The organism is Anaerosolibacter carboniphilus, from assembly GCF_014205875.1.
GTDB lineage: Bacteria > Bacillota > Clostridia > Peptostreptococcales > Thermotaleaceae > Anaerosolibacter > Anaerosolibacter carboniphilus.
Genome location: NZ_JACHEN010000007.1, coordinates 87,369 through 104,605, shown reverse-complemented (window position 1 = coordinate 104,605; position 17,237 = coordinate 87,369). Strand labels below are relative to the sequence as shown.

Here is a 17,237-nt window from a genome sequence, read left to right as displayed (position 1 = left end):
CAGTTACTTTTCAGTACATAACACGGTTGCTGGTATTACCCCATGTATGCAATCGGTAGAACAGAATAATCCGTATCAATTAAAATATAGTCCATCGGAATAATTAGATATGGATATTCCCACAGTACTGAGGTTTCGCCGATGGTATCAAAGAAAACAGCAAAGGCGCTGGCAAAGAAACCATAAATAACAATTTTCATCAGCTTTCTCTTATCCACAAGCTTCCACCATAAAACAACTGGCAGAATGAGAGTCGCTATATTAAGCCACCACTGCCAAGTATTAAATACATGCTTTATCCAGTAATTCATACTTGCATCTCGTAGTTTCCTTTGCAGTTCTAAAATCATTTCCTGTGATACATCCAAATTCATCATCTGCCTTTCCATAACCATTCATTAATTTATCAACTTTTCTCTGTCTCCAGCAGTTTCTCCGTACATTGAATTACGTCCAATACCTATACGTTTAAATCTCTTTTCTTATAAAATAAATAGGTTCCACTAAGTAGTGCAGCAATAATTACAATGGATAATATTATATAGACGGTATCAAAGCCTCCATCAAGCATCAAATTTTTAGCGTCATAATATTTAAATGGGGTAAGATATTTCAAATTTTCTATCCTGCTATTCAAGTCGATCGCAATAGATAACATAAATGTAATCAATAGTATTCCCGTGGATAGAGATGTAGCAGTCTTTGGATTCTTACTTATCGCTGCTATTGCTGTGCCGATCAATAAAAAAATAAGCTGTAAGATAAACATTGCAATCATCAGTATTGTTATGTCACCCATTATCGCTTCTCCATTGCTGTATTTTTGTACCATAAAAATTGAAGATATCAAAGTTACAAGATTGAATATAAATATATTGATTAAAGAAGCGAGTAATTTTGATGTTATTATTCTATTTCTCGAAATAGGTTTTGCAAACAAAAATTCTGCTGTTTTATCCCGTTCCTCCTTTGAAATGATATTGGCTCCAAGCATTGCAGCATGAATAGTTGCCATAACTGCCAAATAAATAAAGAGTACACCGTAGTAACCACTGGCCGTTGATAAATCAAAGGTGCCTATACCCATAATAGCCTGTAGAGATTTTGGCATTTGAGACAGTAATTCATTGATAGATTGACCCGTGGTTGATAGACCAGCATATTTACCCATACCACTGATAATCATTAAGAATACACCAATACACCATATAATAAGAGATGTCCTATTGGCTTTCATTTCCCTAATAAAAATATTCATATGTCAAGCCTCCTCCTATAAAAACTCAAAAGCCAATATATTTAAACTGCATGTATGTCCTTTCTACAATAAATAAAATAACTAATTGTAATTGCTGCAGCTATAAAGCCTATTGCTGCCATAACAAAAGTGGGCTCATAACTAGAATGTTGTACAATATAGGCTAAGTCAAAATATTTAAAGGGAGTGATATAGCGTAGGGCATCATCCCCAGTAGTAGAAGCCAGCGCGCTAATGATAAAGAATGTAAATACAATCCCCAAAGAGATGGGAAGCACCGATTTGATCTTCGGAACCACAACAGAAACGATAATGCCCAAAGCCAGGAATATAAGCTGAAGGAAAAACAATGTCAAGGAAATCATCAAAAATATTTTTGTACTGTACGCTTTTGTCTCTACCAGAGATGCCATAATGACTGCAGCTGTTAAATAAAATACATTCGTAATAACCAATGAGGCTAACGCTGCCAAAAGCTTTGAAGTCATGACTTGTGTACGGGTAACAGGTTTAGATAAAAGAAAATCTGCTGTCTTTTCACGTACTTCTTTAGATACGATGGATGTTCCTAAATTCATAGCTTGAATTGCTCCGCAAAGTGAAATATATAAGAATACGTAAGAATAAAACCCTAAAATAGAGCCTATATTTTCCACTGAAATCCCTAATGCCAGCCTTAGGGCCTCAGGAAAACCCTCCATTATCTTTTTGAACTCTTCCGCTTCCTTTGAAATAGATGGAAACATGGAAAAGAAAAGTAAAATCAGTCCAACCAAGGATAGTGTCCAAGTAATGGTGGATTTCCTGTAAGCCTTCAATTCATGCAGAAACATATTCATAGCTTCAGTCCTCCTTTACATAGTAATGCATAAATATCTCTTCAAGGTTTGGTTCCTCTATCCAAAGATTAACAATCTCTATTTGAGAAATCTTTTTCAAAATAGAATTAATATTACCTCTAAATAAGAAGCTTACAATGTTCTCCTTTACCTCCAAATCACTAATACCGGTAATATCAAAATGATTCTTTTCTATATTTGACACAGTTTCAATTTTGAATTTCTTGTAAGTGTTTTCTTTTAAGGTGCTGATCTTTTCAACTTTTACGATTCTACCTTCTTTAATAATGGCAACGCGATTGCATAATCGCTGAACTTCACTTAAAATGTGAGAAGAAAAAAGGATGGTTGCTCCTTTTTTGTTTTCTGCCGCCAACAAATCGAAAAAATTTTGCTGCATAAGTGGATCTAATCCACTGGTGGGTTCATCTAGTATAATGAGTTTTGGTTCATGGAGCAGCCCTTGAACAATACCAACTTTCTTTTTGTTCCCTAAAGATAGGTCATCAATTTTTTTATTGAGATCCAGATTCATGACTTCAGCCAATTCACGAATTCTTTTATTACAGTCTTTTTTGTAAAAGCTAGCGGAATACCTTAAAAGATCAATAACTTTCATCCTATCATAGTAAAAAACTTCCGATGGCAAGTAACCTATTTCCTTTTTTATTTCAGGCCCATACTTTATACAGTCCTTCCCAAAGATCTTAGCAGTTCCGCTTGTAGGATAAATCAGTGCTAACAATGTCCGAATGGTTGTTGACTTGCCTGCCCCATTTGGTCCAATAAATCCGAAAATTTCACCTTCTTCAACATTAAAGTTTATATCCATAATTCCCCGTGCCTTGCCATAATATTTCGTCAGATTTTCTATCTCAATAACATTCATTTTAGCCCCTCCTTCATATTGCTTCAAAAATATGTTTTACTTAACGATAAGTAATTATCCATTTTCTGATCATCCATTATGATTTAAAGAAGGCCTTTTAACTGTTTTATTCTATTTCTTCTCTATCAACACATCACACACCACAAGCACAGTATACTGCCGTTAGCATGTATATCATTGATTGGTAAATGATTCTCATATCACAATTTAAAAGAGAGCCTAATGAATAGACTCTCTTCATATCAGATTTTATAAAACAAGCGACTAATTTCACTTATTCTGCTCTTAACCCTGCCAAATTTAACAAATTCCATGGTTTATTGAAATGAGGTTGAAAGAAGAAATCAACAAATCCTAATTCATCAATCGTCATTTTGTTTTGAATACACACAGATATGGTATTGATAGATTGTGTTAAATCTGTTTTTGAAATAATTTGAGCACCTAATATTATTCTAGATTCTCTTTCATAGACTACTTTTAATGTAGCTTCATCATAAGTAGGCATAAATTCTGGGCGATAATTATCCTTAACGGTCACTACCTGAATATCTAATCCTAATTCTCTTGCTGAGTTTTCAGTCAATCCTGTAGAAGCAATATTTTCTTCGTATATCTTGATTCCAGAAGTCCCTTGGGTACCCATGTATTTGGTCATTGGTTTCACTAGATTTCTAGCCACTAATGTACCCATACGAACGGCGTTGGTTGCCAGTGGAATATAGGCATGTTTACCTGTAGGATTATAAATAATCGCACAGCTATCACCGGCTGCATAAACATTTTCCTTACTTGTACGCATATACTCATCTGTGATAATTGCTCCATTATCTAACATATCGATCTGCCCTTTGAACAATTCCGTATTTGGCTTAAATCCAATACAAAGTATTACGAGATCCGCTTCGTATTCCCCTTTAGATGTAACAACTTTTGAAACGGCCCCGTCTCTTCCTTCAAATCGTGTAACAGTTTCTCCCAGTGCCAACCTAACACCACGGTCTATAAATGCACTTTCTGCAACATCTGTAAATTCTTTATCTAAATATTTGCTAAGAATGCGATCTAGACTATCAATCAATGTTACCTGCTTACCGTTCATTTCAAAAGCCTCTACCAGTTCAACACCGATATATCCTGCGCCTACCACCACAATATTCTTTGCATCCTTCGCTTTTTCAATAATTGTGTTTGAATGATAGTAGTTTTTAGATAACAATATATTTTCGAGATCAATTCCCTGAATTCTTGGCACAATTGGCCATGAACCTGTTGTAATAATTAATTTGTCAAAGTGATCCTCAAAGGTTTCATCTGTATCTAAATTACGAATCGTTAATTTCTTTCCATCCAGATCGGCTCCAACTACATCATGGCGCATTTTTGTACGTACCCCTAAAACTGCCAACTCTTCTGGTGAAGAGTAAAACAATCCTTGGGGATCTTTTACAACGCCTCCTACATATAATGCTATCCCACAAGACAAGAACGAAATATTATCATTTCGTTCATAAACAGTTATCTCTGCATCTGGATAGAGTTTCGTTGAATTTAATATGGCTGCTGTTCCTGCATGTGTACAACCAATAACAACTATTTTCATTTATATTACCTCCTTGACTTGATAATATTTTAACTTTTAATATGTATATACCCTTATATTGTAAAACCAATCATTTGATATTGAATTTCAGTTTCATTTTGTGTATGCATGCTTTGCTTACCTCTATTCTATTCTTTCCTTATCTCACTCATCTATTACATCATTTCATAACTTCTTTTTAGGTTGTATATAAAAAAGAAGGTTCTATTTTTAGGAAAAACAAGTTTCTTAATAAAGTTCAAAAAGCTTACAAACACATCTTTAGAGTCGCTGTCACAAGATGCTTATATAGCACTACGCTCAATGTTGAGTTCCAACGTAAAAAACAACATGCATTTACGTCCTCAATTTGAGACAAAATGCATGTTGTAGTCACTTTGAATAGGAAATTTTCTGTGCTCGGTTTATTGCACTAAATATATTTTTTAGAGTTTCTAAGGCTAGCTTATTTTAATTTTGTGTAATCTGTATTTCTCGGATAACTCTTTCCCGAATAGAGGACGGCATGATGCCGAGATCGAACAATTGCTCAATATGGTGTACTCCGTGGGGAACGTCTGATTCATAAAGGGCCTTTGTTACGGCTGCAGCTACTCTTGCTGTCATATCGGCCTCCATTCTTCCTTGAAGGAAAACTTCTGCTTTAACCGACCTTCCATCTTTTTTGCCGTAAGCTTCGACTTTGAGCGCAAACCTGTCACTTCCCATTTTCAGCTTGCCAAATGCCTCCGCTGCTGCATGGCGAATGGTTCCGAATCTCAGCAAGCGGAAAATGCCGATTGCTTTTAGCATTGCAAATAAATAGGTTGCAAATGAAGAGTCAAAACACAATCTGGTTTTGACCGATGGTGTCCCCATAGATCGTGGAAGTGTGTGTTGATCGGAAAAATTAAATCTGTATGCCTTTTTCCGGCCCAAGTCACTTCCAAAATCAAATACTTTTCCATCCCGAAAGCTTGCAACAGATAGCTTCGTTCCGTTTCTCATGACTTGAAAGTCTTTGCTAATGTTATTCAGTGTCCATTCAATAGCCGCTTTACCGTGTTTGTCGCCAAGTCCCAGCATCACGGCTATGTCGATTGTATCCGTTTGATCCATTTGCCTGCTGGCTTCCAACGCCATCAGGTTGCTGAATCCCGGGGTCAGTCCTACACTCAGCAGCGCCGCTGCCTTTCCAGAAACGGCCTCTGCATCCAACTTCTCCACCTGAGAAAGAAAGTCAATGTTTGCAGATATATCTACATAATGAATACCTTGCTGAAGGCACGTACGTACAAAAGTGACATCTTTTTGATCTAAACACATAACAACTATTTTCACATCCCGCAAAACGTCTGGATCCACTGATTCCATGATATCTAGCCTCATCGGCTGAACTTTTCCTGCCATAGTTCTGCTGAACGCCTCAGCTTTTTCAAGGCTTCTCCCTGCGGCAAATACCTTGCCGGGAAACATTTCACCAAGCTCTTTGCAGAGTATTTGTCCTACATGTCCGTAACCACCCACTACTACAATATTCTCTTTCATTTTATCCCTCCTTTATCTCAAAATCAAAAATGATTTTCGACCAGGCTGTTTGCATGTTTTAAAAATTCTTGAAGCACACGAAGCTCATTGTCATCAAGGCTCTCCAGATAGGCAAACAGCGGGCGGTCAAAAGTCTGGTGATATTCATGATGAAGGGCATAAGCCCGTTTTCCTTTTTCAGTGAGAAACAGACGAAGACGTTTTCTATCCTTGGCATCCTCCTCCTTGTTTAAAAAGCCCCGTTCTTCAAGCTTTCGGATTGTTTTAGCAACCACAGCGCGGGTGATATTAAAGTTCCGCGCCATTTCAGAGATGAAGATCCCCGGACAATCGCCAACCATTTTAATCATGTGTATCTCTCCACGATAAAACGTCATTTCTTCAGAACCGAAATGAAGTACATTGGTTTTGCCATTGGCAATCCGTTCTGTCATCCGTATAAAATCGTGAATCACAAGGTTTTGAAGTTTTTCCATCTTGATTATCCGCCTCCAGTTATTTTTTGTTAGCCTTACAGGTTTCTCAGCTCTGCTCTGTCAACTTGATAACGACGCTTCTCTTAATGTTTTCATTTAATCTTGGGCAACATCTGTTCCGTTTGTCTATGAGGTAGCTGTTCGTCATATTCCTTTTGAGAAAAACATACCCTGTAGAGATTCAAAGGTACCACCTACAACGTCGGTTTGTATCTTTTTAAATCCATGGGATTTCAAAGCTTCTGATATGAATTTTTCTGTCAGCAGTAAATCAAGCCCATCCAAATGGCTGGACAACCATCCTAAAATCCTCTCGGGAGGAGATAAATAATCTTCACTGATCTGGTGTGTTACTAAATATAAAAGTCCGTCAGCGGTTAGCGCATTATATAATTTATTCATCAAGTATTCAAAATGGTCTTTGGCAAAGTCCAGAATTCCTGCTGCTATGATAAGATCATACCCACCGCCAAAATCGTCTTTGTTAAAATCCCCTTCCAACACTGTAATATGCTCAGAAACGCCCTCCTTTATCACAATCTCACGTGGAAGTCCAGCTACACTAGGATGCTCAAAGATTGTTCCCCGGCAGCCTGGAAAAGCCTTGGCAAGCTCAATGGCAAGAACGCCTGAGCCACCACCAAGGTCGAGTATGTTTTGGGGCGGCTTGCCGGAATATATGCTCGTCACCGCAGCGATGAAAGCTTGCACACGCCCTGTGTACATTTCAGGAATACTGATTCGCGCTGCTTCATAAAAATCATACACCTCGACACCACTATTATTACGAACCACCTCTGGAATCGGTCCCATTTGAACACGTTTATCTATATCCTTTAGTGACATCATTTGCTCCCGGAAAATAATGCTTTCACCCAAATATACACAACTGCTGCGATTTAAAAACTCATTGCTTTGTGGAGTGTTTCTGTACGTATTTTCTCTCTTTTCAATAAATCCGACCGATACCAGCGCATCGAGTACCAGAGATATGCTCCGTATATGAAGGCCACTTTTTTCAGCAACAGACTCCGCAGTTTCCCAATTTTCAAGATAAGAAAATAGGTCAAAACGCAACGCAGACAGAAGAATTTCTGCAACTCTTTTTTTGTGAAGAAGATTATAGTATAGACTTGAATTTTCCTTTGGACAGTACATATTGTCACATCCTTTCTATCAAGTTAGTATATTCTAACTGTTTGTATGCCAAGTATACAATTAATTTATTTGTATGTCAAGCATACAATATATAAAATTACTTTTTTTATACTGGATAGTGCCAAGTTACATATCTCACTAATGAAGAAGCTTCATTATATCCATAAATTTCTATTTTCCTAATAATTACATCTTTACAACCTTTACGACTACCCCGACATGCCTTGGAGCTATAATGCTGATGTTTTTCTCTGAATTTCTGCATAATAAATATCCCCCGGCCTAGCCAGGGGATATTTATCTCTCTTATCGTTATTCATATATCAAAGACTAAACAGGAAATACAATTCTAGCTATAAAAATAGCTAATGTAAGGGTAATAGAGCTAAAAACCGTTGAAACTACTACTACCTGAGATGCAAAATCTTTATTGTTATCACATTCAACGGCAATCAATGCGGTATTTACTGCTGTGGGTACAGAATAAGAAATAAGTAAGGTTTGTGCGGTAACACTGGAAAAACCGAATAAATGTATGAATACGAATGCAAGGATTGGACCTATGATAAGGCGTGTAAACACCGAAATATGTACATCCTTATTTCTAAAATCAAACTTCGTTTTTGAAAGTTGAACTCCTAATGTTAGTAATGCCATCGCTACCAGTCCGTCTTTTAAGTATCCAATGGCAGCCCATAAGGGTGTTGCAGTTACATCGAAATCCAGATACTTAAGTAAAAGTGCTAGCGGTATAACATATATAGATGGCATAGAAAAAATTTGTCTGATTGAATCTTTGAGTTTCATTTTGGCACTTCCCGCATTATAGAACCCTAAGGTATTCATTGTTACATTCATGAATACCAAAACTATGATTTGAGCTGCAAGGGCTTCACTTAGATACGGTTTTTGTCCATTAATGATATAGGGTGCGCTTCCGAAAATAAGTGTAACAAGTGACAGGCCTATATTTCCCGTATTATTAAACATTATAGAATTTTTGAAAGCATTCGTCATACTTACATCATACCTACGAATTTTCGAAATGATTCTGGATAATAAATCATTCGTTACCATATACAAAATGCTAAATAATAAAATTTTAAGCATACTACGATCTAAATTACTTGTATAAAGATTAAAGAATATAAATCCAGGTACAAATAAATAGAAATTCAATTTGCTTAGGGTAAATATATTTAAATCGAATTTTTTGCCAAGCACAAAGCCTAATATAATCATGGTAAAGATCGGTACAACATTATAACTTAGAATATGTAAAAATATAGACATGATCCCAGCCCCCTATAGATGTATATATAAATGGTCTTCTAAAATCAAAAAAATCTACTGCGTAAAATACTACACCCTTAATTATACATCCATATATTTGCTTTTCCAAGAAAAAATAAATTAAGCAATAAAACAATATTTTAACAATATCTATCTTATAATTTAACAGGGACAGTTAAAATCAATTAGCACTTTAAGCAAAAGTGATAAAAGTTGTTAACCGTCCCTTCCATTTTTTTCAGTTTCCCTGATTACTTCATCTCGTGCTTTCCTCTTCTAAGACATTGTAATCTACAGATAAATTATCTATTTTTTACTTATTTTATAATAATCCATTGTAGAAGTCTCTTCAAAACCACAGGATTGATAAAGATTTAAAGCACTTTTGTTCTTTACGGACACTTGAAGCATTATATCCTTTGCGTTTTTTTCTTTTAGCTTTTCTATTGCACAAGTTAGGATCTCTCTTCCATAACCTTTCCCACGATACTCTGGAAGTACACCTAATCCATAAATGCCTCCTATACCATCGATTATTTCTAAACGAACTTTTCCTATCGTTTTATTATCGATTTCTGCTATATAAGTAACTGAGCCATACTTTTCTTCTTCCTCAGGCATAGAAATATCTTCTGCTTTGTATTCTATATCAAAATAAATGGAGTCTTGCCATGCAATCTCTTTGGCGTCATTATTCGTAGCTTTTCTTAAAGCCACATTATTCAATAATACATTTTTTCTTGCATTACTTTTTAAAAACATCTCATATTCCGAGTGGTCATAGCTAGCACATGTATACTTAATAAATTCCAGTCCCGAAATAGAATTCGTGTCGCTTAGTAAAAGCATTTTCTGGGATTCTCTTTTGTTCCATTCATCTTTTACTAAAGAAAATAGCCTTTTAAATACACCCCTTCTCCTATAATCCGGATGCACCATCCCATTTACTTCTATCGTATCTCCGCCAAAGTTACCTATACCAATATAGCCAATAAGCTTATTCCTATCATAATACATAAATTCATTAATATTATTTAGGTTCTCGCTTTTTCTTTCCCCTCTGCCTAATTTATAATCAAGTTCTAATTTCAATGCTGTTTGATCCACTTTTAAACAAAGGTTCTGAAGATTATTGATATCCTCATAGTCATTTTCCTCTAATTTCCCCGTTAATTTTATATTAAGATTTCCGATCTCCCCCATGCCTTATACCCATCCCCTTCATTATTATTTAGAATATTCTTCCATTATCTCACACTTTTCTGTATTATGAAAGTCATATCCCTTCTCTATTCTCACCATGCACTCCCCATAAGCAGCGTGTTGTGATTCGCATGTACCAGCAAGTATGGTCCATCTTCACTGGGGCAAGGTATAAAAATATAAAAAAGAGAATCGCAGTGTAACGATTCTCTTACTTTTAGATAGAAAATTGATTTATATGCTTACAGCTTTATTTAAGTCCTGCATCAATTGGTCAACATCGATACCATGAGCCAGTGCTCCCTGTTCAATATTCTCAAATCTTGCGGCCATGCATCCAAAACAATGCATTCCATGCTTTAAGAAAACCTCAACGGTTTCAGGATATTTTTCAACAATATCCATTATCGATCTGTTTTTTGTTATCATTTTTTTCACCTCCTTCATATAGGTTTAATCTCTGAACTGCCCATTCAGCCATTTCACATAGGTTTCATTCAAGTCAATTGAAATTTTCTATTGCATCCTTTGCCTACCTACTTCAATAAGGTGCTTTGCTGGGCGAATCTAACGCCCATTTCAAAAGCTTTTTTGCAATCCTCCGGGAATACTTCTTTCCTTCGCTTTGCCTTTTCTTCCTCATTGAGACCGGACGTTTCATATTTGGAATAATCGTCAAACTGATATGTATCCGTAACAAATAATGATTCCGATGCGCCAAAAATCCTCTTCATTGCCATTTCCGTTCCTTTGAGATTCTGCTCGTATCCCACTTCTTCTATACGGCTCTGATTTACATTCATTGTGTAAATAAACCCTGTCTGTATTCTCCTTTTAAAGAGACTTGTATAGTTTGCATCATACACCAGATACTGAAACATCAAACGCTCCAGGAAAGATCTTATCTCACCTGTAGTCATTCCAAAGTATATTGGTGAACCCAGAATGATAGCATCGGCTTCTTCAACTTTTTTAAGAATTGATTTTAGATCATCGTTTACAGTACACCTGCCATAGTTTTTACCATCTTTCAACTTACAGGCAAAGCAGCTGATACATCCTTTATAATTGTAATCATAAAGATGGATAAACTCAGTCTCAGCTCCTTGTGAAGCTGCACCTTCAAGGGTATGGTTCAGCAGTGTTGCAGTATTCCAATTTTTCCTTGGACTTCCATTAAAAGCAATCACTTTCATAAAGCATCCTCCAGAATACAATATTTGTTGATATTTCGCATAATTATCTAATATAGTTTACAACATTTAAATTCCTTTTCGGAGCAATCTGTTCCTTTTCCTGTGCTTTAAAGCCAAGCGCTATTCCATAATAAGGCTGGTAACCTTCTGGTATCCCCAATTTACTAACCTCTTCTTCCTGCTCAAAAAAGAATCTCAATAACCCCAACCAAACCGATCCAATATTCAAACTCTCTGCAGCAATTAACATGTTCTGCATGGCGGCTGCGCAATCTGCACTCCAAGCCATCGCATCTTTTCTGCCTGATACGATAATCAATGTAGGTGCATTATAGGTTACTTGAAAATTAGGATTTGAACTCATCTTTTGAATCCAATCGATATCTGATTTTGCCATTAATTCTTTTACTTTTTCATTCATATGCTGCAGCATTTCCTGGTTTTGTATAATCGTAAAATGCCACGGCTGTTCATTATGTGCAGTTGGCGCGTAAACTCCAGCTTCAATGATTAAATCTAAACTCTCTTGACTTATCTGATCAGTTTTATACTTTCTAACACTTCTTCTGCTTTTTATTGCTCTTAAAACTTCATTCATGTATGTTCTCCTCCCTTAATATTTTGTTCAATAGTTCAATTATAATTGAACTATTTAAACATATCATAGAATGTGGTATAATTCAAGAGTAAATTTAACAATATAAAAATACGAACAGGAGGTAAAAGCATTGCGAGAATTGTTCCATCCCAATATAGATCAACTGAATTTACCAGCAATACTTAAGGCTTTGGGTGACCCCATTCGACTTAATATTATAAAAAATCTTGCTAATAATTATGAAACGACTTGTGCTTGTTGCAATATCGATTTGCCAAAATCCGCTCTTTCCCATCATTTTAGAGTACTGCGGGAATCAGGTCTGATTAAAGTAAGAATTGAAGGAAAACAGCGGTTTCTATCTATTCGATATGAAGAATTGGAAGAACGATTCCCTGGATTATTGGATTTGATCATAAAGAACATATGATAGAAAGGAATTTTATATTCACAAAAAACAGAAGTTTAAAGCTTAAAAAGTCATGATGACAAATTCATCCATAACAAAAGGGATTGTTTTTCAACAATCCCAGAGAATTTTTGCATCATCAGAATAGATCCCTATGTCCTAGTCTCTACAGATCTCCTTTCAAGCCTATTTCTTCAATAACAGGAGTTAGTTTGAAATGATTTGATGTACTAAAATTTCCGTCAGAGTTTACATCGCATCATTTTCAGCGTCCTACTTGATATAACTACTTCTACCATGAGTATCTCTCGCAGAAGAAAGCATAAGCTTAATTCTGTTCAATTGATTTACTTCGCTTGCGCCAGGATCATAGTCTATGGCAACTATGTTTGCATATGGATACTTATTTTTTAGTACTTTTATAACACCCTTCCCGATGATATGGTTTGGAAGACAGGCAAAGGGCTGCAAGCAGGCAATATTGTTTACCCCGCTTTCTAAAAGTTCTACCATTTCGGCAGTCAAAAACCATCCTTCTCCCGTTTGATTCCCCAGGGAAACAAATGGCTCGGCCATACAGGCCATTTCCTCGATCGTTTTGAAAGAACCAAATCTTTTACTTCTATTCAGTGCTTTCTTCATTTCAATCCGATAGAATTCCATCAGTTTTATTGCTGAAAAGCCTAATATTTGAGCCGTTTTCTTACCGGAAAGATATTTGTATTTAAAATCATTGTCATAGGCACAGTACATGAGGAAATCGATCAAATCCGGAACAACGGCCTCAACACCCTCTTCCTCAAGCATTTCGACAATATGATTGTTTGCTGCAGGATGAAATTTCACAAGTATTTCTCCTACTACACCAACCCTAGGCTTCTTCTCTGACGTAATTTCTATATTGTCAAAATCAAAGACAATCTGTTGTAAGTATTGCCTAAAAGTCTTCATTTTCCCATCTCTAACTGATTCCTTGCACTTTTGCACCCAATTTGCATATAATCCATTCGCTGAACCCTTTATCCTTTCATAAGGCCTTACTCTATACAAAACCCTCATAAGCAAGTCTCCATAAACCAGTGCCATCATGGCCCTATGTGCCATATTCAAGCTGAATTTGAAGCCCGGATTTTTTTCAATACCTACAGCATTAAGTGAAATAACTGGCACATTTTCAAAACCCGCTTTTTTTAAAGCCTTTCTTAAAAAGCCGACATAATTCGTTGCCCTGCACCCTCCACCAGTTTGTGTCAGCATCACTGAAATATTATGGGTACCATACTTGCCTGATTTTAATGCCTGGATAATTTGGCCTACAACAATCAATGATGGATAGCAGGCATCGTTATTGACATATTTCAATCCCTCATTGATTGAATCGGCATCAACATCTGGAAGCACGATCACCCTGTAGCCGCAGGTATTAAATGCTTCCTCCAGAAATTGAAAATGAATAGGCGACATTTGTGGTGCAAGAATTGTATGTGTTTCTCTCATCTCTCGAGTAAAAACAGCCTCGTTTTGTTCTTCTTCATTGTTGACAGGTGCTAAGCTCTTCCTCGCTCTTTCCTCAATCGCAGCATGCAAAGAACGGATACGTATTCTAGCAGCGCCCAGATTGCTGATCTCATCTATTTTCAGGAGTGTATATATCTTTCCATACCTGTCTAAAATCCCCTGAACTTCACAGCTGGTAACTGCATCCAAGCCGCATCCAAATGAATTCAATTGTATCAGTTCCAGATTGCTTTGTGTTCCTACAAAGCTTGCTGCAGCATAGAGTCTGGAATGATACATCCATTGATCCACAACCCCCAGCGGTCTTTGCACATTACCGAGATGTGCTACGGAATCTTCTGATAGTACGGCAATACCATAGCTATTTATAAGGGCAGGAATTCCATGATTGATTTCAGGATCAATATGATAAGGTCTTCCTGCAAGTACAATGCCTTTTTTCCCCATTATTTTTAGATATTCTAATACTTCTTCGCCTTTTTTCCTTATGTCATTTCTCACCTTCTCCTGTTCATCCCAGGCGTAAGATGCCGCTTTGACTATCTCTTTTTTATCGATGGACATAGGTACAAATATTTCACAAAGCCTTTTGAATAATTTGCTCTTGTTACTGAAAGATAAAAAAGGATTCATGAATTTTATATTCCTATCTTTTAAAATCTCCATATTGTTTTTAATATTTTCTGCATAGGAGATTACGATAGGGCAGTTAAAGCAATTGTCTGCTTCTTTCTGCTCTTTTTTCTCATACACAACACAAGGATAAAATATAAAATCTATATCCCTATTTACAAGGCTCATGATATGTCCATGCGTCAGTTTAGCAGGATAACAGACCGACTCTGAAGGCATTGTTTCGATACCAAGCTCATAGATTTCTCTTGACGATTCAGGGGATAATTCTACATTGAAACCAAGATCAGTGAAAAAAGCAAACCAGAAGGGATAATTTTCATACATATTAAGTACTCTTGGTATGCCGACTGTCCCTCTTTTGGCCTGTTCCTTTTTCAATGGAATATAGCCAAAGGTTCTCTTGTATTTGTAATCATAAAGATTGAGCACCTCTAATTCTAGCTTTTCTTCACTTATTCCATTCTCGCAGCGATTCCCTGATATGAACTTTTTTCCTCCATTGAATTTATTTACTGTCAATAAACAATTATTGCTGCAGGCACCACATCGTTTTGTTGAGATATCCATTTTGAAATGATTCAAGTGATCGGTAGAAACAAGTGTTGTTTCTGCTCCCTCCACATATTTTTCTTTTGCTATCAAAGCAGCACCGAAAGCCCCCATAATGCCAGATATATCAGGTCTGACAACCTTACGCCCTGATATCAATTCAAAGCTTCTCAGTACTGCATCATTGTAAAATGTACCACCCTGTACTACAATCCTTTCGCCCATTTCTTCCAGATTTGTAATCTTTATCACTTTATAGAGTGCGTTTTTAATAACTGAATACGCAAGTCCCGCCGAAATATCCCCAACGCTTGCGCCTTCCTTTTGTGCCTGTTTGACCCTGGAGTTCATAAACACAGTGCACCTTGAACCAAGGTCGACAGGATTTTTTGCATTGAGCGCAATTTTTGAAAACTCTTCAATACCCATATTCAATGACTTAGAAAAGCTCTCAATAAAGGAGCCACAACCGGAAGAACAAGCCTCATTTAGGAGTATGCTGTCAATTACGCCGTTTTTAATATGAAGACATTTCATATCCTGACCGCCTATATCCAGGATAAAATCCACCCCAGGCAAGAAGTATTCAGCTGCCTTATAATGTGCTATTGTTTCTACTTCGCCGATATCAATGGATAACGCTGATTTTATCAGCCTTTCACCATAACCTGTGACACATGAATTGGCTATTTTCGCTCTTGGAGGAATCATCGAATATATATTTTTTATTTGATCAATTGCCAAGTCCAGCGGCTTACCTTGATTATTTCCATAATAGGAATAAAGAAGGGACCCATCTTCGCCGACTAAGGCAAGTTTGGTCGTTGTAGACCCAGCGTCAACGCCTAAAAAACAATTGCCAGCATATTCTTTAATATCTGCTCTTTTGAGTGTATGCTTATCATGTTGTTGCTGAAATTGCGTATATTCTTGCTGCGTTTCAAATAAAGGCGCTAACCTTGCTGTTTCAAAAGTCACAACAGTTTTTACGCTTGAAACTTTTCTAGTTAAATTCTTAAAACTTAAAGGTGTACTAGACCTTGATAAAATAGCAGACCCAATTCCTGCGAATATGTGTGAATTTACTGGAACAATTGCCTGATTTTCTGATAATTTTAGAGTTTCAATAAAACTTTTGCGAAGTTCCGAAAGAAAATGTAAGGGGCCCCCGAGAAAGGCAACATTCCCTCTGATCGGCTTGCCGCATGCCAGCCCGCTGATGGTTTGCTTAACTACAGAATGAAATATTGATGCTGCAATATCTTCCTTTCTTACCCCTTCATTTACCAGTGGCTGAATATCACTTTTAGCAAACACACCACATCTTGAAGCAATAGGATATATCGTCTTATAATTTTTTGCAAGTTCGTTCAAGCCTAACGCATCCGTATTTAACAATGCTGCCATCTGATCAATAAAAGCTCCTGTTCCGCCTGCACATATTCCGTTCATTCTTTGATCCAAACCATTATTGAAATAGGTGATTTTGGCATCTTCACCACCTAGTTCAATTGCAACATCCGTTTGTGGAACAAACATTTTTACTGCTTCCGTACATGCAATAACTTCCTGTTCAAAAGGCATATCAATCCAGTTGGAGACTGCCATACCGCCTGAACCGGTTACCGCAACTGTCACATCGTCATAATTATCCAATTTACTGTATGATTCATTCATTAATCCTATCAGTGTGTTTTTTATATCCGACAAATGCCTAGTGTACCTGTAAAACGCTAAATTATTGCTCGAATCAAGGGCTACTACCTTTATAGTGGTCGAACCTATATCAAAACCAAGATTTAATAATTTTCTCATATTCAATTACAGCCCTATGGGCTGCATTGTCCCCCCTATTTTGCAGCTTGTTTTAACGAAGCAGCGTCTCATCCCCTGCCCACTCTGAAGAAAAGGCGAAGCCCTTTACTATTCAGGTAACTTCATTATAAAATTTTTAGTTGCCATACACAACCATGTATTCAGACTATAGTTGTGTATGGCAACTAAAAGTTATGTATGGCTTTTACTTTGCTCAATCTAACTTTAAAATCCTTCGAATTGCAGCTTAATGCTTTTGATGTTGCAAGA

General features: G+C 36.7%; 15 protein-coding genes. 1 reads left to right on the top strand and 14 read right to left on the bottom strand.

Annotated elements, in window-relative coordinates; genetic code table 11:
- Positions 1-35: 35 nt before the first annotated feature.
- From HNQ80_RS07340 to HNQ80_RS07280, 13 genes are all read right to left on the bottom strand, one after another.
- The gene (locus tag HNQ80_RS07340) at positions 36-311 is read right to left on the bottom strand and encodes a hypothetical protein (protein ID WP_184309689.1); all 276 of its coding nucleotides are present in this window, start codon (positions 309-311) and stop codon (positions 36-38) included.
- Between the two features lie 149 nt (positions 312-460).
- Positions 461-1,258 (bottom strand): ABC transporter permease subunit, encoded by a 798-nt coding sequence (locus tag HNQ80_RS07335; protein WP_184309687.1) that lies wholly within the window; start codon positions 1,256-1,258, stop codon positions 461-463.
- A 41-nt stretch (positions 1,259-1,299) separates the two neighbouring features.
- Positions 1,300-2,097 (bottom strand): ABC transporter permease subunit, encoded by a 798-nt coding sequence (locus tag HNQ80_RS07330; RefSeq protein WP_184309685.1) that lies wholly within the window; start codon positions 2,095-2,097, stop codon positions 1,300-1,302.
- A gap of 4 nt (positions 2,098-2,101) precedes the next feature.
- A complete protein-coding gene (locus HNQ80_RS07325) occupies positions 2,102-2,986 on the bottom strand; it encodes an ABC transporter ATP-binding protein (RefSeq protein ID WP_184309683.1) in 885 nt (294 codons plus the stop codon).
- A 274-nt stretch (positions 2,987-3,260) separates the two neighbouring features.
- Entirely contained in the window at positions 3,261-4,589 is a 1,329-nt protein-coding gene (locus HNQ80_RS07320; protein WP_184309680.1) for an FAD-dependent oxidoreductase, read from the bottom strand.
- Positions 4,590-5,039: 450 nt separating this feature from the next.
- A complete protein-coding gene (locus tag HNQ80_RS07315) occupies positions 5,040-6,116 on the bottom strand; it encodes a saccharopine dehydrogenase family protein (RefSeq protein ID WP_184309678.1) in 1,077 nt (358 codons plus the stop codon).
- A 23-nt stretch (positions 6,117-6,139) separates the two neighbouring features.
- The gene (locus HNQ80_RS07310) at positions 6,140-6,592 is read right to left on the bottom strand and encodes a MarR family winged helix-turn-helix transcriptional regulator (RefSeq protein ID WP_184309677.1); all 453 of its coding nucleotides are present in this window, start codon (positions 6,590-6,592) and stop codon (positions 6,140-6,142) included.
- 144 nt (positions 6,593-6,736) lie between these two features.
- On the bottom strand, positions 6,737-7,750 hold the full coding sequence (locus HNQ80_RS07305) for a methyltransferase (RefSeq protein ID WP_184309675.1): 1,014 nt from the start codon (positions 7,748-7,750) through the stop codon (positions 6,737-6,739).
- A 330-nt stretch (positions 7,751-8,080) separates the two neighbouring features.
- Positions 8,081-9,043, bottom strand: a complete 963-nt coding sequence (locus tag HNQ80_RS07300; RefSeq protein WP_184309673.1) for an AEC family transporter — start codon at positions 9,041-9,043, stop codon at positions 8,081-8,083.
- A gap of 306 nt (positions 9,044-9,349) precedes the next feature.
- A complete protein-coding gene (locus HNQ80_RS07295) occupies positions 9,350-10,246 on the bottom strand; it encodes a GNAT family N-acetyltransferase (protein ID WP_184309671.1) in 897 nt (298 codons plus the stop codon).
- Positions 10,247-10,480: 234 nt separating this feature from the next.
- Entirely contained in the window at positions 10,481-10,675 is a 195-nt protein-coding gene (locus tag HNQ80_RS07290; protein ID WP_184309669.1) for a DUF1858 domain-containing protein, read from the bottom strand.
- 107 nt (positions 10,676-10,782) lie between these two features.
- Complete coding sequence (locus HNQ80_RS07285; RefSeq protein ID WP_184309667.1) at positions 10,783-11,442, bottom strand: flavodoxin family protein; 660 nt, start codon at positions 11,440-11,442, stop codon at positions 10,783-10,785.
- A gap of 43 nt (positions 11,443-11,485) precedes the next feature.
- Complete coding sequence (locus tag HNQ80_RS07280; protein WP_184309665.1) at positions 11,486-12,040, bottom strand: nitroreductase family protein; 555 nt, start codon at positions 12,038-12,040, stop codon at positions 11,486-11,488.
- A gap of 130 nt (positions 12,041-12,170) precedes the next feature.
- Between HNQ80_RS07280 and HNQ80_RS07275 the strand changes: the two genes are divergently transcribed.
- The gene (locus HNQ80_RS07275) at positions 12,171-12,470 is read left to right on the top strand and encodes an ArsR/SmtB family transcription factor (protein WP_184309663.1); all 300 of its coding nucleotides are present in this window, start codon (positions 12,171-12,173) and stop codon (positions 12,468-12,470) included.
- A 252-nt stretch (positions 12,471-12,722) separates the two neighbouring features.
- On the opposite strand, the gene HNQ80_RS07270 is transcribed toward HNQ80_RS07275, so the two are convergent.
- Positions 12,723-16,967: a 2-hydroxyacyl-CoA dehydratase gene (locus HNQ80_RS07270; protein ID WP_184309661.1), complete on the bottom strand. Its 4,245-nt coding sequence runs from the start codon at positions 16,965-16,967 to the stop codon at positions 12,723-12,725.
- Positions 16,968-17,237: the final 270 nt, after the last annotated feature.

Excerpts from the sequence above, each read along its gene's own strand:
- HNQ80_RS07335 (WP_184309687.1), bottom strand. The coding sequence starts at position 1,258 with ATGAATATTTTTATTAGGGAAATGAAAGCCAATAGGACATCTCTTATT.
- HNQ80_RS07310 (WP_184309677.1), bottom strand. The coding sequence starts at position 6,592 with ATGGAAAAACTTCAAAACCTTGTGATTCACGATTTTATACGGATGACA.
- HNQ80_RS07270 (WP_184309661.1), bottom strand. The coding sequence starts at position 16,967 with ATGAGAAAATTATTAAATCTTGGTTTTGATATAGGTTCGACCACTATA.
- HNQ80_RS07300 (WP_184309673.1), bottom strand. The coding sequence starts at position 9,043 with ATGTCTATATTTTTACATATTCTAAGTTATAATGTTGTACCGATCTTT.
- HNQ80_RS07305 (WP_184309675.1), bottom strand. The coding sequence starts at position 7,750 with ATGTACTGTCCAAAGGAAAATTCAAGTCTATACTATAATCTTCTTCAC.
- HNQ80_RS07315 (WP_184309678.1), bottom strand. The coding sequence starts at position 6,116 with ATGAAAGAGAATATTGTAGTAGTGGGTGGTTACGGACATGTAGGACAA.
- HNQ80_RS07295 (WP_184309671.1), bottom strand. The coding sequence starts at position 10,246 with ATGGGGGAGATCGGAAATCTTAATATAAAATTAACGGGGAAATTAGAG.
- HNQ80_RS07340 (WP_184309689.1), bottom strand. The coding sequence starts at position 311 with ATGAATTACTGGATAAAGCATGTATTTAATACTTGGCAGTGGTGGCTT.
- HNQ80_RS07280 (WP_184309665.1), bottom strand. The coding sequence starts at position 12,040 with ATGAATGAAGTTTTAAGAGCAATAAAAAGCAGAAGAAGTGTTAGAAAG.
- HNQ80_RS07320 (WP_184309680.1), bottom strand. The coding sequence starts at position 4,589 with ATGAAAATAGTTGTTATTGGTTGTACACATGCAGGAACAGCAGCCATA.
- HNQ80_RS07290 (WP_184309669.1), bottom strand. The coding sequence starts at position 10,675 with ATGATAACAAAAAACAGATCGATAATGGATATTGTTGAAAAATATCCT.
- HNQ80_RS07330 (WP_184309685.1), bottom strand. The coding sequence starts at position 2,097 with ATGAATATGTTTCTGCATGAATTGAAGGCTTACAGGAAATCCACCATT.
- HNQ80_RS07325 (WP_184309683.1), bottom strand. The coding sequence starts at position 2,986 with ATGAATGTTATTGAGATAGAAAATCTGACGAAATATTATGGCAAGGCA.
- HNQ80_RS07285 (WP_184309667.1), bottom strand. The coding sequence starts at position 11,442 with ATGAAAGTGATTGCTTTTAATGGAAGTCCAAGGAAAAATTGGAATACT.